The sequence below is a fragment of the Pedobacter sp. GR22-10 genome (assembly GCF_026239715.1).
Taxonomy (GTDB): Bacteria; Bacteroidota; Bacteroidia; order Sphingobacteriales; family Sphingobacteriaceae; genus Pedobacter.
This window is the reverse complement of sequence record NZ_JAPIVR010000006.1, coordinates 1-23,020: the sequence shown is the minus strand read 5'-3', so window position 1 is coordinate 23,020 and position 23,020 is coordinate 1. Positions and strand designations below refer to the sequence as shown.

At 40.3% G+C, this 23,020-nt stretch carries 20 protein-coding genes; 9 read left to right on the top strand and 11 right to left on the bottom strand.

What is annotated here, in order from left to right:
* Positions 1–73: 73 nt before the first annotated feature.
* Complete coding sequence (locus OQX64_RS20340) at positions 74–2,563, bottom strand: TonB-dependent receptor domain-containing protein (protein ID WP_088302496.1); 2,490 nt, start codon at positions 2,561–2,563, stop codon at positions 74–76.
* A gap of 226 nt (positions 2,564–2,789) precedes the next feature.
* Here OQX64_RS20340 and OQX64_RS20335 point away from each other — a divergent pair, with 226 nt between their 5' ends.
* Together OQX64_RS20335 and OQX64_RS20330 are read left to right on the top strand one after the other, a co-directional pair.
* The gene (locus OQX64_RS20335; RefSeq protein ID WP_265820143.1) at positions 2,790–3,713 is read left to right on the top strand and encodes a 2-hydroxyacid dehydrogenase; all 924 of its coding nucleotides are present in this window, start codon (positions 2,790–2,792) and stop codon (positions 3,711–3,713) included.
* An 85-nt stretch (positions 3,714–3,798) separates the two neighbouring features.
* Positions 3,799–4,275 carry an OsmC family protein gene (locus OQX64_RS20330; RefSeq protein ID WP_088302498.1) on the top strand — a complete coding sequence of 159 codons (477 nt, stop codon included), beginning with the start codon at positions 3,799–3,801 and terminating at the stop codon, positions 4,273–4,275.
* 65 nt (positions 4,276–4,340) lie between these two features.
* Here the strand turns inward: OQX64_RS20330 and OQX64_RS20325 are convergent, their stop codons facing one another.
* Positions 4,341–6,221 (bottom strand): M1 family metallopeptidase, encoded by a 1,881-nt coding sequence (locus OQX64_RS20325; protein ID WP_265820142.1) that lies wholly within the window; start codon positions 6,219–6,221, stop codon positions 4,341–4,343.
* Positions 6,222–6,493: 272 nt separating this feature from the next.
* On the opposite strand from OQX64_RS20325, the gene greA reads away from it, so the two are divergent.
* The gene (greA, locus tag OQX64_RS20320; protein ID WP_029287566.1) at positions 6,494–6,967 is read left to right on the top strand and encodes a transcription elongation factor GreA; all 474 of its coding nucleotides are present in this window, start codon (positions 6,494–6,496) and stop codon (positions 6,965–6,967) included.
* 88 nt (positions 6,968–7,055) lie between these two features.
* On the top strand, positions 7,056–7,454 hold the full coding sequence (locus OQX64_RS20315) for an HIT family protein (protein WP_265820141.1): 399 nt from the start codon (positions 7,056–7,058) through the stop codon (positions 7,452–7,454).
* Positions 7,455–7,569: 115 nt separating this feature from the next.
* On the opposite strand, the gene OQX64_RS20310 is transcribed toward OQX64_RS20315, so the two are convergent.
* The 3 genes from OQX64_RS20310 to OQX64_RS20300 form a co-directional block, all read right to left on the bottom strand.
* Positions 7,570–8,460, bottom strand: coding sequence for a pirin family protein (locus tag OQX64_RS20310; RefSeq protein ID WP_265820140.1), 891 nt, complete (start codon positions 8,458–8,460; stop codon positions 7,570–7,572).
* Between the two features lie 106 nt (positions 8,461–8,566).
* On the bottom strand, positions 8,567–9,667 hold the full coding sequence (locus OQX64_RS20305; protein WP_265820139.1) for an NADH:flavin oxidoreductase: 1,101 nt from the start codon (positions 9,665–9,667) through the stop codon (positions 8,567–8,569).
* A 12-nt stretch (positions 9,668–9,679) separates the two neighbouring features.
* On the bottom strand, positions 9,680–9,982 hold the full coding sequence (locus OQX64_RS20300; protein WP_265820138.1) for an ArsR/SmtB family transcription factor: 303 nt from the start codon (positions 9,980–9,982) through the stop codon (positions 9,680–9,682).
* Positions 9,983–10,178: 196 nt separating this feature from the next.
* On the opposite strand from OQX64_RS20300, the gene OQX64_RS20295 reads away from it, so the two are divergent.
* Positions 10,179–10,970: a glucose 1-dehydrogenase gene (locus OQX64_RS20295; protein WP_265820137.1), complete on the top strand. Its 792-nt coding sequence runs from the start codon at positions 10,179–10,181 to the stop codon at positions 10,968–10,970.
* 121 nt (positions 10,971–11,091) lie between these two features.
* Here the strand turns inward: OQX64_RS20295 and OQX64_RS20290 are convergent, their stop codons facing one another.
* The 6 genes from OQX64_RS20290 to OQX64_RS20265 form a co-directional block, all read right to left on the bottom strand.
* Complete coding sequence (locus OQX64_RS20290) at positions 11,092–11,682, bottom strand: hypothetical protein (protein ID WP_265820136.1); 591 nt, start codon at positions 11,680–11,682, stop codon at positions 11,092–11,094.
* A gap of 194 nt (positions 11,683–11,876) precedes the next feature.
* Positions 11,877–12,098: a hypothetical protein gene (locus OQX64_RS20285; RefSeq protein WP_029287553.1), complete on the bottom strand. Its 222-nt coding sequence runs from the start codon at positions 12,096–12,098 to the stop codon at positions 11,877–11,879.
* A gap of 193 nt (positions 12,099–12,291) precedes the next feature.
* Positions 12,292–13,383 carry an alkaline phosphatase family protein gene (locus tag OQX64_RS20280; protein ID WP_265820135.1) on the bottom strand — a complete coding sequence of 364 codons (1,092 nt, stop codon included), beginning with the start codon at positions 13,381–13,383 and terminating at the stop codon, positions 12,292–12,294.
* 55 nt (positions 13,384–13,438) lie between these two features.
* A complete protein-coding gene (locus OQX64_RS20275; protein WP_265820134.1) occupies positions 13,439–15,037 on the bottom strand; it encodes a SusD/RagB family nutrient-binding outer membrane lipoprotein in 1,599 nt (532 codons plus the stop codon).
* Positions 15,038–15,057: 20 nt separating this feature from the next.
* Complete coding sequence (locus OQX64_RS20270; protein WP_265820133.1) at positions 15,058–18,339, bottom strand: SusC/RagA family TonB-linked outer membrane protein; 3,282 nt, start codon at positions 18,337–18,339, stop codon at positions 15,058–15,060.
* A 180-nt stretch (positions 18,340–18,519) separates the two neighbouring features.
* A complete protein-coding gene (locus OQX64_RS20265; RefSeq protein WP_265820132.1) occupies positions 18,520–19,101 on the bottom strand; it encodes a phosphohydrolase in 582 nt (193 codons plus the stop codon).
* Positions 19,102–19,247: 146 nt separating this feature from the next.
* On the opposite strand from OQX64_RS20265, the gene OQX64_RS20260 reads away from it, so the two are divergent.
* The 4 genes from OQX64_RS20260 to OQX64_RS20245 form a co-directional block, all read left to right on the top strand.
* A complete protein-coding gene (locus OQX64_RS20260) occupies positions 19,248–19,826 on the top strand; it encodes a helix-turn-helix domain-containing protein (protein WP_265820131.1) in 579 nt (192 codons plus the stop codon).
* Positions 19,827–19,904: 78 nt separating this feature from the next.
* The gene (locus OQX64_RS20255; RefSeq protein ID WP_265820130.1) at positions 19,905–20,588 is read left to right on the top strand and encodes an HAD-IA family hydrolase; all 684 of its coding nucleotides are present in this window, start codon (positions 19,905–19,907) and stop codon (positions 20,586–20,588) included.
* A 9-nt stretch (positions 20,589–20,597) separates the two neighbouring features.
* The gene (locus OQX64_RS20250) at positions 20,598–21,911 is read left to right on the top strand and encodes a DUF5690 family protein (RefSeq protein ID WP_265820129.1); all 1,314 of its coding nucleotides are present in this window, start codon (positions 20,598–20,600) and stop codon (positions 21,909–21,911) included.
* A partial coding sequence (locus tag OQX64_RS20245) for a TIGR03364 family FAD-dependent oxidoreductase (protein WP_265820128.1) occupies positions 21,908–23,020 on the top strand: 1,113 nt, incomplete at its 3' end. The genes OQX64_RS20250 and OQX64_RS20245, both read left to right, overlap by 4 nt.

The window sequence follows — 23,020 nt, the reverse complement described above, 5'->3', positions numbered from 1 at the left end:
TAATGAATATCATTTTGACACGATGTAATTAAACAAAAAAGGCGTTCCGATAGTCGAAACGCCTTACTATTATTTAGAATGAACCTTCATCAGGTCGGTTATCCTGTTGCTCATCTTTTTTCTGTTTTTTTACATTGCTAAATGTCGTTTTTCCGAAACGGTAAGAGAAGGTTAAATTTCCCATTGTTCCCTGCATCTGGCGTTCAAAATCCACAATTGTAAATTTATCTTCAGTAGTCATGCTCCATCTTCTGGTGTTAAATACATCTCTCACGTTGAAGCTTAATGAAGCTTTTTTATTCGGGAAGTCGTATTTGGCACCGCCATCAATGCCATACATGGCATTACGCTTTCCCTGTGCCATTACCTCAGGGGCGCGGTAATCACCACGAACCTGTACCGATAAATTCTTCACTACCGTTAAGTTCGCAGTTAAGTTGGCATTCCAGCTGAAACCACTGCTGGTGGGGATGTCAAATCTGGTATCACCAGCAAATTTTGCCTGGTAAAGGTTTACATTTGTGGTAAAATTTAAGGCTTTTACCAAATCAAAACGGCCGATCAGTTCCAGACCGCTGTTGATCTGGCGAGATAAGTTTTGTGGTGTGGTGGTGATGATTCCATTAACAGGTGAGCTTCTTACCCTTTGAATCACATCATTGGTTTGGCGGAAATACAAGCTGGAAGTTAAGGTTACTTTTTTCCAGTATTTGCTGTAGCCCAACTCAAATGAGTGTACATCTTCTGGCAATAGATTAGGGTTACCACCTCTGTAGTTAAATGGATCAGAAACATCCAGAAATGGATTGGTATCCCATGGCCTCGGGCGGTTTACCCGGCGTGTATAGCTCAGCTGAACCTGGTTGTCGCCTTTCAGCTTCTGTGTTAAAAATACACTCGGATATAATCTTTTATAGTGAATATTTCCTTCGTTTGAGGTTAATATATTATTGGTATAGCCATCTAAGTGGGTATCTAACCGTGCATCTTCAGCCCTTAAACCCAGCTGATAACCGAAATCCTTAATTTGATTCTGATAGTTTAAGTAAAGTGCATGAACCTGGTCTTTGCTGTCAAAATTGTTAATCAGCTTATTGTTTTGTATGTAAATACTTGTATTGGTTAAGATAGAATCTGCATATTGATTGTTGCCAGCCAAACGAATCTGACTCCGGTATCCAGCCTCCAATTTACCTGCTTTACCCACAGGCATGGTATAATCTGTCTGGATGTTATAGTTTGAATTATCTCCTCTGTTGAAAACACGCTGCAAACTCAGATTCTCATTGATGGGAATATTATTTCTATTTGTGGTGGTGGTGCTATACGTTTGATCGTTATTATTATCTCCGTTCGAATAGCCGAAATTAAAAGTTAACTCTTGCTTAGGTTTTTTAAACTTCTGAACGAAATCCAGATTTAAATCATAGCTACTTCCATAACCATCGTTTAGATTTGTTCTATTACTTAATGAAAGCGGCGTTTGTGCACGGTTCAATTGTTTGATGTCGAGCAACTCATTTCGCTCATTTTCCCTGGAGTTGAACCCCCCGGATAAACTGATTACACTTTTAGGTGTCAGGTAATAATCCAAACCAGCTTTAGCATTATGTCCCTTATCCAAAGAATTTGAACGGGTTGCCTGGCTGGTGTAGGCTGTTCTTGAGGAGTCAGATTTATAAAAAATATCCTGATAACCCCCACCAAGGCGGTTGCCATAACGATAGCTGTAGTTTCCATAAATATTTACCTTACTGTTCTGAAAACTCAAATTGGTATTTGCATTGTAATTATCGCGGTTACCGGCAGTAATGGCTGCTGAACCATTAAAACCTAATTTAGTGTTTTTCTTTAAAACAATGTTGATAATGCCCGACTGACCTTCCGCATCATATTTGGCTGAAGGATTAGTGATTACCTCTACACTTTCAATAGAGCTGGCCGGAATGGAAGCTAAAATCTGTGCTACGTTTCCTCCGGCAATTAAAGAAGGCTTGCCATCAATTAAAACCCGGACACCTGTTGAACCACGTAAACTTACATTCCCGTCCATATCGGTGGAAACGGAAGGCACATTTTGCAATAAATCAGTTGCGGAGCCACCTTCGCTGATCACACTTTGGTCAACAGAGAAGATTTTTTTATCAATCCCCATCTGCATGCCTTGTTTCTGGCCGGTTACGGTTACCTCACTTAAAATATTGCCTTTGGCCGCATTCATTTTTATATCGCCAAAGTTTAAAGTTCCGGTGGCTGCGGTAATGGCAACATTATCCCTTACCATGGTTTGATAGCCTACAAAACTGATTTTAAAAGTAAAATTCCCATTAGGTAAATCAGCCATGGTAAAGGCCCCGTTAAGGTCAGTCTGTGCGATTTTAACATTCTTTGCGGTTGCTTTGTCAATTAAAACAGCGGTAGCAAACGGAATAGTTTCTTGGGTTTTAGCGTCTTTTAGTACGCCGGTAATTTTTGCTTTGCCCCCGCTTTGGGCAAAAAGGTTAAACGTTAAACTTAAAAATAAAAGGGCAAGTGGTATGGCACGTAAGTGTATAAGTCTCATTAAAGGTTAAAATTTGTGTATGTATTGTAAAGGGAGACAAAGTAACAGCAACTAAGTTTAATAAGCGTGGCGTAACTATTTTATTACAGCGGTTTTATAGTAATATTTTTGTGAGTCTCAATGATGCGAAAGGCTTTAAATAAATAAGCGCTTTTGAAGTGTGGAAGCCTTTCATAAAATGTTACTTTTGTTTGATTTCAAAAACGTCTGAAATAAAATTTACACAATGAAAAAAATATTAATCGTTGATGATTTACACCCTGTTTTTAAGGAACGGGCCATTGCAATGGGTTATGAAGTTGATGATGAACCACAAATTACGCGTCAGCAAACGCTGGATAAAATCAAGGATTATGTAGGGATTGCAGTGCGGACGAAGTTTAGAATCGATACTGAGATTTTTGCAGCGGCCCCAAATTTAAAGTTTGTGGCCAGAGCCGGTGCCGGTTTAGATAATATTGATGATAAAATCGCATTTGAAAGAAATATTGAACTAATCAATGCTCCGGAAGGAAATTGCGATGCTGTTGGAGAACATGCTACCGGATTGTTGCTTTCACTGATGAACAACTTCCGCAAGGCTGATTTGGAAATTAGAAATGGAATCTGGGATCGTGAAGGTAACAGAGGTTACGAATTGAAAGGTAAAAAGGTAGGGATTATCGGTTACGGTTTTATGGGACAAAGTTTTGCGAAGAAACTGGCTGGCTTTGAAGTAGATGTAATGGCCTATGACAAATATAAAACAGGCTTTAGCGATGCCTTTGCGCGTGAGGTAAGTATGGAACAGATTGTAAAACATAGCGATGTGCTGAGTCTGCATATTCCACTCACTGCTGAAACCCGGCAAATGGTTGATGATGAATATTTCTTCCATTTTAAGAAACCAATTTTCTTCATCAATACCGCAAGGGGAGAAGTAGTCAATACCAAAGCTGTTTTGAATGCCATTAAATCTGGTAAGATTTTAGGTGCCGGTTTAGATGTACTGGAAACTGAAAAATTCCCTGCTCTGGCAACGCAAGACTGGTACGAAGAATTGAAGGAAAATGAGAAGGTTATTTTAACTCCGCATGTAGGCGGCTGGACTTTTGACTCATATCGTAAAATTTCGGAGGTGCTTGCTGATAAGCTGCAGGGTTTTTTATAGTTACATTTTATTCTATACTTGTAATTGCTGCTTAGAATTTAAAGCTATTTTCTTAAATTGATTCCAAATCTAACTCAGATATATTATGCCGAAAGATCATTTATATTCAACAACCATTACGTGGACGGGCAATAAAGGTTCCGGAACAATGGATTATCGTTCATACGATCGTGATTATACCATAACCGTTGATGGTAAAGCCGATATTTTGGGCTCATCAGATTCTGCCTTCCTGGGTGATAAAACTAAGTATAATCCCGAAGACCTATTGCTGTCTGCGATATCCAGTTGCCATATGCTCTGGTATTTACACCTTTGCTCGAAAAATGAAATTGTGGTCATTGATTATCAGGATAAGGCCGTTGGAACTATGGAGGAACTGGCAGACGGGAGCGGAAAGTTTAAAGAAGTAACCTTGCACCCTCAGGTTTTAATTGCGGATAAGGCTCATGTCGAACTGGCAGAATCGCTACATCAGGAAGCCAATAAAATGTGCTTTATCGCCAACTCACTGAATTTTCCGGTTAAACACGAAGCCACGTTTAAAGCAGAGAACAGTTAGTGTTTTTTAATTTAGAGTTTTCAGTTGGCTATTTACGATTGCCAACTGAAAACTGTAAAACGGTATTATTTTACTTCGTAAATATTATCTTTTGGAGTAGCATCTACATAAATGCCGTTATCCAATGTAACGGATGTAATTTTCCTGGCTGATGGGATATTGATCACTACTTCTTTCTGATTGGTTTTCCAAACTACAGGTGTTTGATGAAGGGTTTCTTTTTTGCCGTCAGCATAAATTACCACCACATCAAAAGGAATAGCAAAACCACCAACGTTTTTAACGGTAACAGCCGATTTTCCTTTTCCTGCAGTTACTTTTTCAACTGCTAAATCCAGATAGTTGTTGGTGAAAAACCAATTCTGGAAAAACCAGTTCAGGTTTTGCCCTGAACCTGCATTCATCGAATTGAAATAATCCCATGGAATAGGATGTTTGCCGTTCCAGGTGTTCATATAGTGGTGCAATGCTTTCTTGAAAAGAACGTCGCCCAGCATATCTTTCAATGCCAGGTAAGATAATGAAGCCTTTCCGTACGAATTATTCCCGTAACCTGCACCCGAAACCTGATCTGACATGGAAATCACAGGCTGATCTTCTTCTGTAGATTGATCATTGATGTAGTTGTTTACCCTGAATTTTTTGTAAAAATCATCCGCGGCCTGCTGACCATGTTCAGCGATACCGATTAAGTATTCAAAAGTAGTGGCCCAGCCTTCATCCATGTAAGCGTAACGGGTTTCGTTAATACCCATGTAAAAAGGGAAATAAGTGTGAGCCACCTCATGATCCTGAACCAATTGTGCAAAAACAGGATCGCCGAAGTTAGAATCATTCACCATCATGGGAAACTCCATATCTGCAAAGCCCTGGAAGGCAATTGTTTTGGCATAAGGATATGGAATGCCAGGCCAGTTGTTCGAAAACCAGGATAAGGCATTGATGTTGTATTTCACCGAATTTAGAAAATCTTTACCGGTAGCTGGATTATAAGCTGCCTGTGCACTGGCCCTGCGGCCGGTTCTAGCATCTACAACCACACTGCCACCATCCCAAACATAATGATTACTCAACGCAAAAGTAACATCTGTAATGTGATCAACTTTAAATTTCCAGGTATTCCAGTCTTTTTGTACAGTAACTTTTCCGTTCTTTAATTCTTCAGCAGTGGCAATATGAACCACTTCATCTGCTTTATACGATTTTTTTAAACGGGCAGCAATTTCTGGCTGAAGCACTTCATCAGGGTTTAAAAAATCGCCGGTGGCATAAACCACATAATTTTTTGGCGCTTTTACAGTGAAAACATAATCATTAAAATCATTGTAAAATTCTGCCCTGTCGGTATGCGGAATCCGGTCCCAGCCATTGTAATCATCATATACCGAAATCCGCGGATAACTGTAAGCCACAAAAAATGAATTGGGGTCTATCTGTCCTTCACGACCACTTTCTTTAGATAATGGATAATCCCAGTCTATTTTGACTGTAATTTTCGATTTCGGGTTTAATGGTTTTTTCAGTTTTACGTTTCCAACTGTTCCCCAGCCTTTGCTGTCTATCTTATAGGTTTCCCCATCAACCGCAAAAGCAGAAATATTTAAGCCGTTGGATAAGAAATCTTCGCTTACTGAGCCACTACGCGGTGAAGTAGGCTTATGCAAATTGTTTACGAAACGAATGGCTAATACATTCAGGGTATCATTGCTGTTATTGCTGTATATAATTTCTTCCTGCCCGCTTACTATTTTAGTTTCTGCATCTACTTTGATGTCCATCTGGTAGCGGCCATGATTTTGCCAGTAATTGGGACCAGGCTGCCCATTCATGGAACGTGTTCCCTTTTGATAGGCAGCTTTGATATTTCGGGGCATATAAAGCTCCTGAGCCGAAACGGAATACCAACTCATCCCTAAGATGAGGGCTAGCGAAAATAACTTTTTCATTTTTTCTGAATAATTTGAGCTAAAAGTAAAAAATAATGAATGAATTTATTGAATGAAAGAATGCTTAGATTCAAATGAGTGATATGTTGCTCAAATGTGTTATCAACGTCATTACAGCATTCTGTAAATCTAAATCATAAAAATCATGTGCATTTATTTGCATTTGTAATTTTCAGATTTTATCTTCGTTATAATTGAAGCAAGACTATGTAGGAACCAACTATGTAGTCTTGTTTGTTTTTTATAGCGTTTGAAAAAAAATTAATAGAGCAATGACAGAGGTAACGTACTATACACAAGAGGGGTTAGATAAACTAAAAGAGGAAGTTCATTATCTAACAACCACAGGGCGTCAGCTAATATCTAAAGCAATTGCTGAAGCAAGAGATAAAGGTGATTTATCAGAGAATGCAGAATACGATGCTGCGAAAGAAGCACAGGGTTTGCACGAAGCGAAAATCTCCAAATTAAAAAATACACTGGCGAATGCGCGCTTAATTGATGAATCGAAATTGGATTTAACAAAAGTGCTGGCATTATCCATTGTTAAGATTAAAAATGTAAAAAATGGTGCAACCATGACTTACCAGTTGGTTGCCGAAACGGAAGCTGATTTAAAAACCGGAAAAATTTCTGTCAAATCTCCAATAGCTCAAGGTTTATTAGGTAAATCTGTTGGTGAATTCGCTGAAATTGAAGTGCCTGCAGGTAAAATGCAGTTTGAAGTGCTTGAAATATCAAGATAAGCAGATAGCGTTTGGCGGTGAGCGATTATAAAACGCCTATCGCAAAACGCTTACCTCAACACCTTTTCACCTTATACCTTCCACCTTTATGACTATCTTTTCGAAAATTGTTGCCGGTGAAATTCCTGCTCATGTAGTTGCTGAAACCGTAGAGTATTTAGCTTTTTTAGATGTTCAGCCTTTAACTGCCGGCCATGTGCTGGTGATCCCAAAAATTGAAGTAGATTACATTTTTGATATGGATGAAGACCTGTTTGTTGGTCTCTGGATGTTTGCTAAAATTGTGGCAAAAGGCGTAAAAACAGCTTTTCCTTGTCAAAAAGTAGGCGTTTCAGTAATCGGGCTGGAAGTACCGCATGCGCATATTCATTTAATCCCAATGAATCATGTCAGCGATATGAACTTTAGCAAAGCGAAACTAAGCCCAAGTCAGGAAGAACTGGCTGAAGCCGCTGAAAAAATTAGGCAGGCCTTACTGGAAGAATAATATCAGATAATCTATAGTCATTGTGAGGAGGAATAACGAAGCAATTCTCTTCATAAACTCTTCCATAAAAAGATCCTGAATCAAGTTCATGAGGATGAGTTTAAAGAAATGATCTTCATTTTTTCAAATAAGGATTTTGATTTGGCAGGGGAACAAATTCGGTTTCACCGGGAACAGGTTTAAAGTTTTGGTCTAACCAATTTTGTTTGGCCTGTTCAATTAAAGCTTTATCCGAAGCCACAAAGTTCCAGTAAATAAATCTTTCCTCCGGGAAAGGTTCACCGCCAAAAATGTAAACCGTTGTATTTTCCAGCATGGTAAATTCACAAAGTTTGGCATCGTTGGCAATTAAAATAAGCCGTGGCTCGAATAGATGTCCGTCGCTTTCAATGCCGCCTTCTAAAATATAAAGGGCACTTTCTCCAAATAAATCATTTCCAATGTTCAGCTTTTGCCTTTTATTACTTTTAATTTCGATAAAATAAAGCGGAGAATAAACCGGAACCGGTGATTTTTTACCAAATGCTTCTCCGGCGATCAATTTTATATTTACACCATCCTGCTCCCAACCCGGGATCTTATTTTCTTCTACATGAAAAAATTCTGGCTCCATTTGTTCCAGGTCTTTTGGTAAGGCTACCCAGATTTGTAAGCCATGGAGCATTTTGTCTGTATGGCGAAGATATGCCGGAGTTCTTTCTGAATGTGCTATGCCACTTCCGGAGGTCATCCAGTTTACCTGACCAGGTTTAATGATGATAGCTGTGCCCATGCTATCGCGGTGTTCAATCTCCCCTTCAAAAAGATAAGTCAATGTAGATAAACCAATATGTGGATGTGGTGGGACATCTAAATTTTCATGATCGCTCATGGCTGCTGGTCCCATATGGTCGATGAATGCAAAAGGGCCTACCATTCGCTTTTCCCTGAATGGCAATAACCTGCCCACCATGAAATTGCCAATATTGGCAGGACGTTCTTCTATTATGAGGGAGATATTTGACATGGAATATTTTTTGAAAGTTGAATTTAAGGAAATTCTATCAAAGTTGTCAGAACAAAAAAAGCATCCCATTGCTGAGATGCTTTTTTTTGCCTTATAAATAGCAAGTTTATACAAGTTCTGCTAAAGCTTCTTTGCTAAAGCCTTTTAATTCATCTGTACGGTTATTTTTGATTTTCTCTACCCAGTTTGCATCGGATAATAGCGGTCGGCCAACAGCAATTAAATCGAAATCGCCACGATCCATTCTGCGTACCAGTTCATCTAATGAACTTGGTTGTGAACTTTGTCCGGCAAATGCACCAAAGAAGTCACCGTCTAAACCCACAGAACCTACTGATATAGTGGCTTTACCGGTGATTTTTTTCGCCCATCCGGCAAAGTTTAAATCAGATCCTTCAAATTCTGGTTCCCAAAACCGGCGTTGAGAGCAATGTAAAATGTCAATTCCTGCATCAACCAGTGGTGTTAACCATTGTTCCATCTCGTTTTCATTCTTGGCTAATTTGAAATCGTAAGCAGCAGGTTTAAATTGCGATAAGCGAATAATTAAAGCAAAATCTTCTCCAACACGTTTACGCGTTTCTTTAATCACTTCAACAGCGAAACGTGTCCGCTCAGCCAGGGTTTTGCCGCCGTAAATGTCTGTACGGTTATTGGTCCCATCCCAAAAAAACTGATCAATTAGATATTGGTGTGCCCCATGAATTTCTACCGTATCAAAACCTAAAGCTTTTGCATCTGCGGCGGCCTGTGCGAAAGCCGCGATGGTATCGGCAATGGCTGCATCCGTCATCGGTACCCCATTTTCAAAACCAGGCCTTTGTAATGCAGACGGGCCTTCGAAAGGTGTATCTGGTGTCCAGCCAGAAGCATGATTTTCCATAATGCCCTGGTGCCAGATTTGAGGGCCCATTTGTGCGCCTGCAGCATGAACTTGATTGATCACTTTTTGCCATCCAGCCAAAGCCTGATCGCCATAAAAATGTGGGATGTTTGGGTCGGCGGATGACGAAGGTCGATTGATCACTGTTCCTTCAGATAAGATTAGTCCTACTTCGCCGGCCGCTCTTTTAGCATAATACTCCGCAACGGCATCGGTTGGAATGCCATCAGGAGAAAAAGACCGCGTCATTGGGGCCATTACAATTCTGTTTTTGGTATTTAATGTTTTTAAGCTAAAGGGCTTAAATAAGCTATCTGTGTTCATATATTTCTGTTTTTATAATGCTGTACTAATAATTTGATTTAACATTTTGATTCCTTCTTCACTGCGTTTGTAGTAAGTCCACTGGCCAACACGTGTCGCCGTAACCAAATTTGCTCGTTGTAAAATGGAAAGATATTCGGAAATGGTACTTTGAGATAAACCAGCCTTCATTTGAATCTGCCCAACACAAACACCAATATTTTCGAAATCAGGATTTAGCTGTTCAGGAAAATTCTCGGCAGGCTCTTTAAGCCAGTTTAAAATCTGTAAACGGGTTTTGTTTGATAAGGCTTTAAAGATTTCTACTTGATCCATAAAACAAAGATATATCGACTTTTCCCGATATGCCAATGATAAAGCTGAAGATTACAATTTGATGTTTTTACATTTTAGGTTTATTAAAATTAACTGACAAACATTAGCAGCTGCGCTGCGTTCGGTAAGCAAGTATTTATTGATGCCAGATTAAACCTGATAGCGGGTTGATTTGATCATAATTAAAAAGAAGAATATGAAAAATTTTGAAAAAAATGTAATTCTGATTACAGGAGCAGGAATGGGTTTAGGATTGGCAACTGCATGGGAAGCTGCAGCTTTGGGAGCCAAATTAGTGCTTGTTGATTATAATGAAGAAGCCTTGCAAAAAGCAAAGTCTGACCTGACAAAAGATTATTCCGGATTAGAGGTTTTAATCATTAAAGCTGATGTATCAAAAGAAGAGGAAGTTAAAGCTTATGTTAATGAAACCATTGAGAAATTTGGCCAGATAGATGGTTTTTACAATAATGCGGGTATTGAAGGCAAACAGGCATCCATAACGGAATATGATATCGATATTTTCAAAAAAGTAGTCGATATTAATTTAATGGGTGTTTATTATGGTTTACGTTATGTATTGCCACATATGCAGGAAAGAAAATATGGTAGAATTGTTAATGTGGCATCTGTTGGCGGAATCCGTGGTGTAATGAATCAAATGCCTTATGTAGCCAGTAAACATGCGGTTTCGGGGATGACCAAAAATACAGCATTAGAATATGCCCAGTATGGAATTACTTCAAATGCCATAGCCCCGGGTGCTATACTCACCCCAATGGTTGCCGAGGCTTTTAAGCAGGTAAACCCTGCTGATCCCCAGGCGGCAGAAAAGGATTATGCACAAGCCAATCCGGCTAAAAGACTTGGATTGCCGGCAGAAGTTGCTAAAGTGGTTTGCTTTTTATTAAGTAAAGATTGTAGCTATGTAAATGGCCAAACCATAGCTATTGATGGAGGGCAATCCAATAGTTATGGGAATGTCTAAATTCTGATGTAAAAAAGAACGGGGATAAATCATACCGACCTATCCCCGTCATCTAAATTAACGCTCTCATATACATAAACAACCAAAAAGATGATTTATTATACCTGAGTGAAAATTTTTTTTATTTTTTTGCTGCAGGCTTCTTGGCTGCTGCTTTTGGTTTCTTAATTTCTGCTGAAGCATCTGCTGGTTTTTCAACTCTTGCTTTAGCAGGTGCTTTAGTTTTTTTAACTTCTGCAACTGGCTCTTCTGTGGCTTCGGCCTTCCTCTTAGCAGGTGCTTTCTTTTCCTTTACTGCTGCAGCCGGTGCATCTTCTGCTTGTACTTTCTTTTTCGCCGGTGCTTTAACCTTTTTAGGTTCAGCGATTGCTTCAACAGCCTCCGCCTTATTTTTGACAGGTGTTTTAGGTTTTTTAGCTTCCGTAACGGGTTCTTTAATTTCTTCCTTTTTTACTTCTGCCGCTTTAGGGGCATCCGCATTTTGCAGGTAGTTGGCTAAAACCTGTTTCAAATAAATCTCCGGCTTAGGCATGTTGATGATAGAACCCTTTTCTTTATCCTGAGATTGCTTGATATAAGCTGATTTGATTTTACCCCAATCTTTAGAGTAAAGTCTGATAAACATTTCAACGAATTGTTCATCTGTATATTTTTTAGGCAACCTACCCAGCACTGCCTGAATTTTTTCTTCTTTTTTATGTAATACCGCCATCGATTTTATTTTGTGTAAAGATAGCCTAAAATTATGATTTTCAGTTTTAGGGATTTTTTAAGCTGATTTGCCAGTGATTATCTTTAATTGATCATCCTTCGATATCAAGATTTTATGACGATGATGGGAAAAAATAACGATATTGAAGGGGAGCAGGCCATTGTTAAAACCTGTGATGTAATGGCCTGCCTAAACTATTTTTTCTTCCAGCCCTCTTTCATTTTTTTGTAGGCCTTTCTACTCACTTTAGATTTCTTTTTCGAACGGGATTTTCCCTTCTTTTTCCGGGCGTTGATATTGTTCACCAGGGAGTTTTTTACACCAAGCTTGTTCTTTTTAGTACTGCCTTTTTTCTTTTTATCTTTCTTTTTGCCACCTTTTTTCTTCGTTGTTTTTTTCTTTTTTTCTTTTGCCATGATGTTATCGGGTTAGTTCAATGGATAACATCAAATCATATTAAAAAGTTCGGGCGTAAACGTAGCGGTTTACCATAAAGCCTTTCGGTAAACAGACTTAATTCAGAAGGATTGGAAAACTGGTTAAATTAAAAAAGTTGACCATCAGCGGTATCGCTTCCAATCAACTTTAAATCTATTCAGAAATTAGTTATTATTTAAACACTGTTTTGATAGCATTTCCAACCTCGTGCCCGGCTGCGGCTTTAAAATCAAAACCCAGTAGCTCAGATATGGTTTGTGCCAGTTGTTTGTGGTAAATTGTTGTTGATGTTTTTATTTCTCCGTTTGCAGGTGTGTCCGGTCCTAAAATGGCAAACCACGTATTTTCAGCTCCTTTAACATTTGCGCCATGGTCACGCCATTGATCCATGGGTACCTCTCCGCGGCCGTGATCGCAGGTGATCAACAGTGTTGTGTTGTTTTTATAAAACGGATCTGCCTGGATCATTTCCCATAGCGTTTTAATATAGCCATCTTCCTGCTTGGCCCTGTCGAGGTAAAATTTATAATTGCCTGCATGTGCCATGTCATCGGTTTCATCAAAAGCCATATACATTACCCTTGGTTTATACTGCTTCAGGTATTCCTTACTAAATTCATAGGTAATAAAATCCAGTCTGGTAGAATCACCGAGGTAATGCGGAACATGATGTTGAAGTTCGTTCAGGTATTTTAATCGTGCATTTGCATCATTGTTTTTCAAATCTGCATAGCCGGAGTATACTGGCAGACCAGAACGGCCGGTATTCAAAATTTGCGGAAAACGTTCCCATGATGAAAACGTCACTACTTTACCTTCAAAGCCTTTTTGCTTATTCAGAAATTCCAGCACATTCAGGTTAGGATTGGCAATGGCATCATTGGTATTCATCCTGACATCGGGGAAGCCTGTAAAAAGCTCATTGTAGCCAGGATAGGAAAAACGATAAGGATTGGATAACTCTTCTTTATTGCCCAAATCCCGGTTACCATAAATCTGCCCCTCTTTTGCGATGGTGTTCCATAAAAATTGGAAAAGTAGTTTTCTTCGGTCATCCGGAGCGGCAGTCCAGTATTTTTTTCTCACTTCCTCCTTGTCTTCCGTGTATTTTGAACTGATCAGAGCAGAATCAGCCCCTCTGAATACTTCCTGCCAGCGCATTCCGTCAAGGGTAACAATTAACAGGTTTCTTGTTTTCCTGGCCTGTGCAAAGGAAAATGTTACACTTATAGTTAAGGCAACAATTAATATAAGCTTTTTCATATGATGGGTTGGAGGGTAAAGGCAAAGCCAATAGTTGGCCTTGCCTGAACGAATATTATTTTAAAATCCACATGATGCCGTTAATGTCATCATTGCCATTAAACTGAGCGGTAATGGCTGCCTGATAATTTTTAGCATTGGCAGTGCGTTCTGCGGAAGGGTATTTAAATCGTTGCGCAATGCGGTTTCCGTTTCCTGTTCCCGGGCCGGTTGTAAAAGCGGGAATTCCGGTACGGCGGTAAGTAAAATAAGATTCTAAACCAGCATGTCTGAACAAGGCCAGGTATTTCTGCTGCAAAATTTGTGTAATACCTGTTGTGCCGGCTGCATACTTTACTGTAGCCTGGTTATAATAGGTATTAAAATCAACCGGGATAATAAAGGTATCATAATTGGATGTGTTGGTTACATCTGTTGATCCGGGGCGATAGAAATATGCGGTATAGTTGCCCGTTTCAGGAATGCCATAAGCACTCATCGAGGCTTTTATGCCCGCAATATAATAGGTTTCAGCGTTTCCGGCTGCCCATCCTCTATTAATGCCTTCTGCAATGTTAAACATGAGTTCGGCATAGCCGATCTGTATGCTTGGCTCACCGGTATAAGTAGAATAAAACCGTTTACGGTTGAGGAAAGAATATTTTTGTAAACCGGCATTGTTATACATTACACCTAAATCCAGGCCTGCATCTGCACCAAGGAAAGAAGCAAAATCCGTAGCGCTTTGCTTAGCATTATCCACTAAATCTCTTGCGGGTTCGGCAGTGGCATAAACCCTCGGGTCTTTTAAACGGGTAAGTAAACTGATATAAGTTGCTGATGAATTTTTTCTGGATCCGCTTTGCCCGAAATTATTTGGGTTTTGAGGGTAATAATTGTTCGGGGCTACAAAGGTGTATTGCAGGTTATCTGCAGTACCAGTCATTAAAGGGTATTTAGTAGGATTGTTGATGATACTGGCAAACTGCGTCATCACATTCAGATCGGTATCCGCTGTTTTTTTGCTTAATTGAATCAATAATCTGATTCTTAGTGCATTTACCGTTTTTTGCCATTTACTCAGGTCATTGTTGAAATAGATATCATTGCTGAGTGTTGCGCCCGCACCAGTGCCAAAATTAGCCGGGTTTTTAATTAGCTGATCCAAATCGCTATTGGCACTTTCCAGCCAGGCCAGCGATTGCTGCATTACTGTTTTTTGTGAATCATATCCGGGTTCCAGCGCATCCAGGCCCTTTAGTGCCTGCGTCATTGGAATATCACCCATTTCCAAACTCATTTTACTGAAGAAATAGGCTTTAAAAAATTTACCCAATGCTTCATAAGGATTAATGCTGGCACCACCGGTAGCTGCAGCACGTTGCTCCATTTCCACTACGTTTTTAAGTGCAGCATAATAATCATCACCACTACCCAAATCATAACGGTTATTGCCATAGTAATCATAATTGTTCAGGTAATACTGGCTATAGGTTTCTTTTGAACCATCTGGCAGGTCTGGTAAATTATTTAATACGCCATTTAACAAAAGGGCCGCAGAAACGGAATTGGGTTTATTGGTGTTTTTAGTGAGCTCTTCAAAGCTTTTTTTACAACCTGTTACCAGGGTGATGAGCACCAGGGGCAACAGGAATATATAGGCTGTTTTTTTCATGATCTTTTGTGTTGTCAAGGTTAGAAAGAAGCGTTTAGGTTGATGCCAAAACTGCGGATAGTTGGCGACTGTAAACCGGTTGAGGGCGTGGCATAATTATACTGATCAAGGTCTACATCCTTAAAGCGTTTATCCTTATAGAAGTACAATAAATTCCGCCCATACAACGATAATGAAGCTTTTTTGATAAAGGTTTTTTCCAGCAATTCTTTAGAAAATTCATATCCGAGAGTTACTTCGCGCAGCTTGGTAAATGTTTTACTCATCAGGTTAGCCTCGTCTACCCCGTAATATTTACTGACATAATCCTGTACAAAGGCCACCTGTGTGTTCGGAGCGTATTGTAAGGCTGCATAATTAAGCACGGCGCCAGTATTGGAGTCATAATTAATTGAAGCGCCGTTAGCAATCACTACACCTTCTCCAACGTAAGTGCCATTATAACCTTTCTTTCCAAAGTTTGACCAATCCTGGTATCTGGCGGCACCTAAAGCGCCTTCTGCAGTTTCTGCATTTGAACCACCACGCATGGTTTTGTTGTGCATGTAATCAACAATTACACCACCAACATTCCCATCAAACTGGATGCCCAGGCTTAGGTTTTTATATTGGAATTTATTGTAAATGCTCCAGTTAAATCTGCCGATTTCGTTACCCAGAAACTGGGCTGTTGGGTTAACCAATGGTTTGCCTGCCGCATCATTGATGATTTTTCCATCCGGTGTTCTTACAAATGCGCTTCCATATAATTTATCTGTACGGTCTCCTGCTTTAAAGAAGGTAGCATAAATGCTTTGGCCCTGCGGAAGTTCTTTATAAACTTCTTTGTAAGTAGCAATATTGGTTAGGATATTCCAGCTAAAGCCGTCTGCCTGCTTAAAAACATCACCGCTTAATGAGCCTTCGTATCCGGTTTTCTTCGTTTTAAGCGCATTCAGGTATTCAATGGTGTAACCTGTAGCCGTTGAAATGGCATTTGGTAAAATTCTTGGCCCATCAATATACTGGAAGGCTGTTCCACTAAAAGTTAACCTGTTTTTAAAAAACCTGATGTCAAAGCCTTCCTCATAATTTACACGCGTTGAGGTTTTAATCCCATTCTGATATAAATAATCAGAAGCGTAACCTGCGGTTTGACTATTATAAGGTTTGCTCGTGGCGTAGGAAGTATTTAAAGAATAATCAGGTCCATTGTATGGAGAGCTATATGTCGTGCCATAGCCCAGTGGGTTGTTAAAAAGTGATGCACCCGTGCTGCCACCCAAGGCCGTAATGGAACTGAATGGGGCAGGGCCTATGGTGGTAGAAGTGGCATCAGATCGAATATTGGAGTATGATGCCCTGGCTTTTAAAAAGCTGATAAAAGCTGGCATTTTAACATAATCAGAGATTACTGTTGCTGCTGATAAGCTTGGGTAATAATAGGTGGTTGGAACCTGAAAGGCAGAAGATTTATCTAAACGGCCTGTGCTTGAAATCGTTGCATATTTGCCTAAGCTTAAATCCAACGAATAATAGGCACTTAATACCCGCATGCCAGAGTTGAAACTGGTAGACTGGATTGGATTTTTAGAGTTGCTGAAAGCATAAACTTCAGGAACATTCAGGTAATCGGTAGAGGTCCAGCTGGAATTATAAGACATGTTGCGCATGTTTCCGCCGATTAAACCCGAAATATTCAGGAATTTTTTAATGGTATAATCGTAATTTACCATCAGCTCCGTGTTGTTATCGAATAAGTCGCGGCGATCTTCACGGTAATCCCCTTCATTGCCTTCACGTCCGTAAGGATGGGCAGAAAAAGGCATTTTCTCTGTGCGCAGGATATTGTAGGTATCAACCTGAGAGCGTAAGGTTGCATTCAGGTTCGTGTTGATTTTGTAATTGGCTAAAAGGTAGCCGGTGGTATTTGTTTTATAGTGGCCACGTGTCCATTCTTTCACCATAAACCAGGGATTGTGGTAACGGGTATATTCTGCAAATTGTTGTTGAATCCCTTCTTTACCCGGTTGCCAGATGGCTTTAATATCGGGTGCGTTCACATCCCAGTCTGCCCCAGTCCAGATGGCCATATTGTAAATTAAACTGTTTGGGCCATATTGTACATCTGGAAAATTATCAGTGGTTTGGCGGTTGAAGTTAACATTACCTTCAAATTTCCAGCGTGGGCTGGGGTTGAATGAAGCATACATGTTGACATTGGCAATATCCAGGTATTGCTCAGGAATGTAACTGTCCTGGTGTTGTTGCGAAGCAGAAAAACGGATGGTATGGTTTTCGCCGTTAGAGGTTAAGGCGATATTGTTATTCGTTTGAACTCCGGTGCGTAAAAAGTTATTTAAGTTATTTGCACCCCGCGCGGTATAAGGTGTTGGCTGGCGTACACCGTTCACGATAGGGCTGTCATATTGTGCAATTAATTGTCCGTTGAAGTATGGCCCCCAAATGTCATAATCAGAATCTACACCCCCCGGTGCGCCACCTTTACCATCAACAAACTGATAAAAAGTATTTTCACCCGCCCCATAAGCGTGCTGTATTCTTGGAAAGGCCAAAAATCCCTTGTTGATGACCGTACTGCTGTTCACATCAATGGTTAAGCCTTTTTTGTTTTTGTTGCCTTTTTTGGTGGTAATCAGAATGGCACCGTAAGATGCCCTGTTGCCATAAAGTGCAGCTGCAGCGGGACCCTTTAATACCGTATAGGTATCAATATCATCCGGACTGATATTATAGGTATCTGTATTGATGGGGAAACCATCCACTACATATAAAGAAATGGTATTTCCGCGAATGGCTACATTTGGCGAGCCCAATAATTCAGCAGAAGGACCTACTGATAATCCGGCCACTTTGCCAATTAAGCCGGTTACCGGATTGGGATCACGCGCCAGGATAAGATCATCTCCCTGAACGGTAGATACGGCATAACCAATTTTACGGTTATCCTTTTTTACACCTAAAGCCGTTACCACAACTTCATTAAGTGTTTGGTTATTCCCTTGCAGCGTGATGGTCAGCGGGTTCGTGCTGTCAATAATGGTCGCTTCCTGGCTGTTGAAACCTACAAATTGAAACTGAAGTGTTTGACCGATATTTGCTGATAGGATAAAGCGGCCATAATTATCAGTAGTTGTGCCAACTTTAGAATCCTTGAGCATGACAGTTACCCCGGGAAGAGGCTGATTGGTCTCATCATTAACCACACCTGAAATCTTGGTTTGTGCCAGTAAAATTAGCGGAGAAAGGAAGCACATCACCAGGAGTGCGAGCCTTTTTAAATTGGGGTAAAAAGCATCCATAATTGCCAAATAATTTGATTTAATATTATTTGGCAATACTAAACTTTGTTTATTATTTGTAAACTAATTTTAAGTTATCTAAACTTTAAAAGTTTGTTTACTGATCATTAACAGATTTCAGTTTTGGTAACTAAATCAATACAATTAGGTTAAGATGATTTAACACCAAAGCAATAATTCCTATTTACTATGGCTTAAATGTGTTATGGCAAGCGCCTTAAGCTGATCTAAATTATTGATCGGGATCGCTGTTAATTTCGCTTCATCATCCCAAAAACGCATGCGGATAATAATATCAAGATCAGGATCAGCTTCAAATGCAGCTGCTTCGGCTGCATGCATTGGTCCGCCTTGAAAGCCTAAAGTAATGCGACTGGCCGGAGAGAGCTTATCAAAATATTCGGGATATTTATAAGTGAGATAGCGTTTAGCAATCACATGTCCGTTTACCAGTTTGGCCAAACGCGGGGAGAAACCACGTGCCAGCAGGTAATCAGCTCCAATCTGCTCATGATTTACATTACCCATGCCATCCATGCTTCCCACTGCTGAACCTGCGGCACATAAATGTCCGATATCATGAAAGAAAGCTGCAAGTACAACTTCATCATCATAGCCTTCTGCAAGTGCCAGGTTTGCTGCCTGCGACATGTGCTCCAACTGGGAAACAGGTTCTCCGATGTAATCATCATTTCCATGTGCCTCATATAAAGCGAACACTTCATCAGCAATAAGCTGAGGATTTAAGGGTTTTTCTGTCATGCGATCTAAAAAAACGCAAATAAAAGCAATTCATGTTAGCACAGAATTAAATTTTTGTGACCTTCTTACATGATACTAAAATATTTTAAAAGCCTTGCCATGCTAAAATTTATTCTCTAATTTCCGCCCTTACAAAAATCAGATCGATGGAAGATGATGTACTGATACAGATCAGTAACCGTATTAAAGACAGGCGACGTGAGAAGAATATTACGGTGCAGGAACTTGCCTCCAGGGCAAATGTTAGCAAGGGATTAATTTCGCAGATTGAAAATAGCCGTACTGTACCATCTTTAATTGTACTCATTGATATTATTAAATCTTTAGAAATTGATTTAAACATATTTTTCAAGGATATTAAATACAATGGCAAGGAGTTTCCACTTTTGATCCGCCGTAAGGAAGCTTACGAGCATTTTGAAAAGGAAGATGCTATAGGTTTTAATTACCAGCGCATCTTTACACAATCCATTAAGAAATCAACCATAGATATCGTTATTCTCGATTTGGAACCCGGTGCCCAAAGACCGCAGATCCAAACGGAAGCTTTTGAATATAAGTACATCTTAAACGGGTGTATTGATTACCATTTTGGGGAGGAGGTATATAGCCTGAAGCAAGGTGATTCTATGCTGTTTGATGGGCGTATGCCGCATACCCCCAAAAATTTGGGTAAAGAAAAAGCCAGTATGCTGGTAATCTATTTCTTTGAAGAAATCAGCTAAACTTAAATTTATTTTAACATTAAGGTAGTTTTGTAATAATAAACTAAGTTTAATTTTGCTAAACAAAAGATTTAGCAAATGTCCATTAAACTCGTAGTGTTTGATATGGCCGGTACCACGGTCAAAGATGAAAATAAAGTTACGCAAACTTTCAAAAGTGCCTTACATCAGTATGGTTATGATGTTCCTGATCACATCATCAACCCTTTAATGGGCTATAAAAAAATAGTGGCGATTACCAAAATGCTCCACTTATATGAAGCTGATGCTTCGAAGATTACACCAGTTCTTATTGATCAGATCCACGAGACCTTTGTACGCCTGATGATTGAATATTATCAGCAGGCCGATTTTCTGGAAGCCTTACCAAATGCAACGTCAACGCTATTGGCCTTAAAAAAAGCAGGTATTCAGGTAGGCATCAACACGGGTTTTTCAAGAGATATTGCCGAAGTGATTATTAAAAGACTCGAATGGCGGGAGAAAGATATATTTGATTACCTGGTTTGTTCGGACGAAGTAGCAGAAGGTCGCCCCAATCCAGGGATGATTAACCGTTTGCGGCAGCTGGCCGGTATTGCTGAAGCAGATGAGGTGGCGAAAGTTGGTGATACCGAAGTAGATATCCGGGAGGGGCAGAACGCAGGTTGTAAATATGTGATTGCGGTAACCACCGGCGCTTTTACCCGTGCCGAGCTGGAGCCCTACCATCCCACGCATATTATTGATAACATTGCTGATGTGCTTGGCATCGTTTTATAAATAATCGCGATGGGCTTAGCAAAAATTTTACGGGCAAAGATAGCCCATTGGCCTTATGCCCTTACGTCGGTTATATCGGCTTTGGCTGCTTTTGGGGCCTATTCATCTATGTATGCCTTCCGCAAGGCCTTCGCTGCAGGTACATACGCGGGGCAGCAGTATTTTCATATTGATTATAAAGTATGGCTCGTTATTTTTCAGATTGTAGGTTATACACTGAGTAAATTTTATGGCATCCGTTTTATTGCCGAACTTAAGAGTAAGCGCAGGGGGGCTACCATACTGCTGCTGGTAGGTATTTCGTGGCTGGCTTTGCTGGGCTTTGCCCTCGTACCGGCACCCTACAATATGCTGTTTTTATTTATGAATGGTTTCCCTCTGGGTTTAATATGGGGTCTGGTATTTGGCTATCTGGAAGGTCGCCGTTCTACCGAATTTATGGCTGCGGTATTATCCATAAGCCTTATTTTCGGTTCAGGTTTCGTAAAAACAGTTGGCCAAACGCTTCTGCACGCTTACCATGTAAATGAATACATGATGCCATTTTTAACGGGTGCATTATTTGTAATCCCGATTATATTTTTTGTCTTACTGCTCGAACTCATGCCGCCGCCTACAGAAAAAGACCGGCTTCTGCGCACTGAACGTAAGCCTATGACGGCTTCAGAAAGAAAACAATTTATCAGCCGCTTCCTGCCCGGCATTATCCTTACTTTAATCATCTATGTTTTGCTTACAGTGATGCGTGATGTGCGTGATAACTTTGAAGTGGAAATCTGGAACAGCCTGGGGATTACCGATAAGAACATTTATGCGAAAATAGATAGCCGGATTTCGATCATTGTACTGGTTGCCATGAGCTTGCTTTTTCTGATCAAAAGAAATTTAAAAGCCTTCAGTATTATCCACCTCTTCATTATAGGGGGCTGCATTTTAATTGGCGTATCCACCCTTATGTTCAGTTTACATATGGTTGGCCCCGTAGCCTGGATGACAATGGCTGGCTTGGGGCTCTATCTGGGTTATGTGCCTTATAACGCCATCTTTTTTGAACGGATGATTGCCACTTTTCATTATAAAAGCAATGTGGGTTTTGTAATGTACCTGGCCGATTCCCTGGGCTACCTGGCCAGTGTAAGTGTATTAATCGTGAAAGAATTCGGAAAGCCGGATATCAGCTGGGGGAATTTTTTTAGAGAAGGTATAATCCTGGTCGCCGTTATTGGAGGCCTTTGCAGCATCTTATCCTTAATTTATTTTTTTCAATCTGCACGCAAGGGCACTTCTGCTGTGGCAACACCGTTAAAATTTTCAACCATATGAATCAACCATCTGCCATCGTTATTGGAGCCGGCATTGTAGGTTTGGCCACCGCCCGGGCACTTGCCATCAGGGGATTTGAAGTAACCGTATTTGAACGTAACGAGCGTGCAGTTGGTGCATCTATCCGCAACTTTGGGATGGTGTGGCCAATAGGACAACCTACGGGGCCCCTTTTCGAGCGTGCAATGTTATCCCGCAGTATCTGGAAACAGATTTGCATGGAGGCCGGTATCTGGCATGATGAGGTAGGTTCATTACACATCGCCAATAGCGATGATGAACTTGCAGTGATGACTGAATATGTAGAAATGAATCAGGCTTATCGCTATTGTACATTGCTTACACCTCAACAAACTTTAGCCAAATCAAACGGCGTAAATCCTGCTGTATTAAAAGGCGCCTTGTGGAGCGGGACGGAAATGATTGTAGAAGCCCGCGTAGCCATTGGTAAAATAGCCGGTTATCTGGAAGAAAAATATGGGGTAAATTTTCACTGGAATACGGCCATCAGCCAGGTAGAAAATTCAACTGTAAAATCAGGATCACGAAGCTGGCAGGCTGATGAAATCTTTATTTGCAGTGGTGCCGAATTTGAAACCCTATATCCTGAAATTTTTATGCAGCAGGGCATTACCAAATGCAAATTGCAAATGTTACGCATCATCAGTCAGCCAGAGGGCTGGCGTATGGGGCCGGCATTGTGCGGAAGCCTGAGTATGATTCATTATCCCGGGTTTCACGCCACACCATCTTTATCCCAGCTGCGTAAACGTTACGAAGTGGAATATGCAGAATATTTGAAATGGGGCATCCATGTAATGGCGGCCCAAAACCATACCGGAGAAATTACCATCGGCGATTCGCATGAGTATGGCCTGGTTCATGATCCTTTCGACAAGGATTTTATCAACCAGCTGATTATAAAATATTTAAAAACCTTTACTCATTTTAAAGATAACAGCATCATCCAAACCTGGAATGGCATTTATCCGAAAATGAAAAACGGCGAAACCGAACTGGTTATGGCGGTAGCACCAGGGGTAACCATCATTAATGGTTTAGGTGGTAACGGCATGACTTTATCTTTTGGATTGTGTGAGCAGGTAATC

Coding starts and splice junctions, on each gene's coding strand:
- OQX64_RS20340 (WP_088302496.1), bottom strand. CDS start 2,563: ATGAGACTTATACACTTACGTGCCATACCACTTGCCCTTTTATTTTTA.
- OQX64_RS20335 (WP_265820143.1), top strand. CDS start 2,790: ATGAAAAAAATATTAATCGTTGATGATTTACACCCTGTTTTTAAGGAA.
- OQX64_RS20330 (WP_088302498.1), top strand. CDS start 3,799: ATGCCGAAAGATCATTTATATTCAACAACCATTACGTGGACGGGCAAT.
- OQX64_RS20325 (WP_265820142.1), bottom strand. CDS start 6,221: ATGAAAAAGTTATTTTCGCTAGCCCTCATCTTAGGGATGAGTTGGTAT.
- greA (WP_029287566.1), top strand. CDS start 6,494: ATGACAGAGGTAACGTACTATACACAAGAGGGGTTAGATAAACTAAAA.
- OQX64_RS20315 (WP_265820141.1), top strand. CDS start 7,056: ATGACTATCTTTTCGAAAATTGTTGCCGGTGAAATTCCTGCTCATGTA.
- OQX64_RS20310 (WP_265820140.1), bottom strand. CDS start 8,460: ATGTCAAATATCTCCCTCATAATAGAAGAACGTCCTGCCAATATTGGC.
- OQX64_RS20305 (WP_265820139.1), bottom strand. CDS start 9,667: ATGAACACAGATAGCTTATTTAAGCCCTTTAGCTTAAAAACATTAAAT.
- OQX64_RS20300 (WP_265820138.1), bottom strand. CDS start 9,982: ATGGATCAAGTAGAAATCTTTAAAGCCTTATCAAACAAAACCCGTTTA.
- OQX64_RS20295 (WP_265820137.1), top strand. CDS start 10,179: ATGAAAAATTTTGAAAAAAATGTAATTCTGATTACAGGAGCAGGAATG.
- OQX64_RS20290 (WP_265820136.1), bottom strand. CDS start 11,682: ATGGCGGTATTACATAAAAAAGAAGAAAAAATTCAGGCAGTGCTGGGT.
- OQX64_RS20285 (WP_029287553.1), bottom strand. CDS start 12,098: ATGGCAAAAGAAAAAAAGAAAAAAACAACGAAGAAAAAAGGTGGCAAA.
- OQX64_RS20280 (WP_265820135.1), bottom strand. CDS start 13,383: ATGAAAAAGCTTATATTAATTGTTGCCTTAACTATAAGTGTAACATTT.
- OQX64_RS20275 (WP_265820134.1), bottom strand. CDS start 15,037: ATGAAAAAAACAGCCTATATATTCCTGTTGCCCCTGGTGCTCATCACC.
- OQX64_RS20270 (WP_265820133.1), bottom strand. CDS start 18,339: ATGGATGCTTTTTACCCCAATTTAAAAAGGCTCGCACTCCTGGTGATG.
- OQX64_RS20265 (WP_265820132.1), bottom strand. CDS start 19,101: ATGACAGAAAAACCCTTAAATCCTCAGCTTATTGCTGATGAAGTGTTC.
- OQX64_RS20260 (WP_265820131.1), top strand. CDS start 19,248: ATGGAAGATGATGTACTGATACAGATCAGTAACCGTATTAAAGACAGG.
- OQX64_RS20255 (WP_265820130.1), top strand. CDS start 19,905: ATGTCCATTAAACTCGTAGTGTTTGATATGGCCGGTACCACGGTCAAA.
- OQX64_RS20250 (WP_265820129.1), top strand. CDS start 20,598: ATGGGCTTAGCAAAAATTTTACGGGCAAAGATAGCCCATTGGCCTTAT.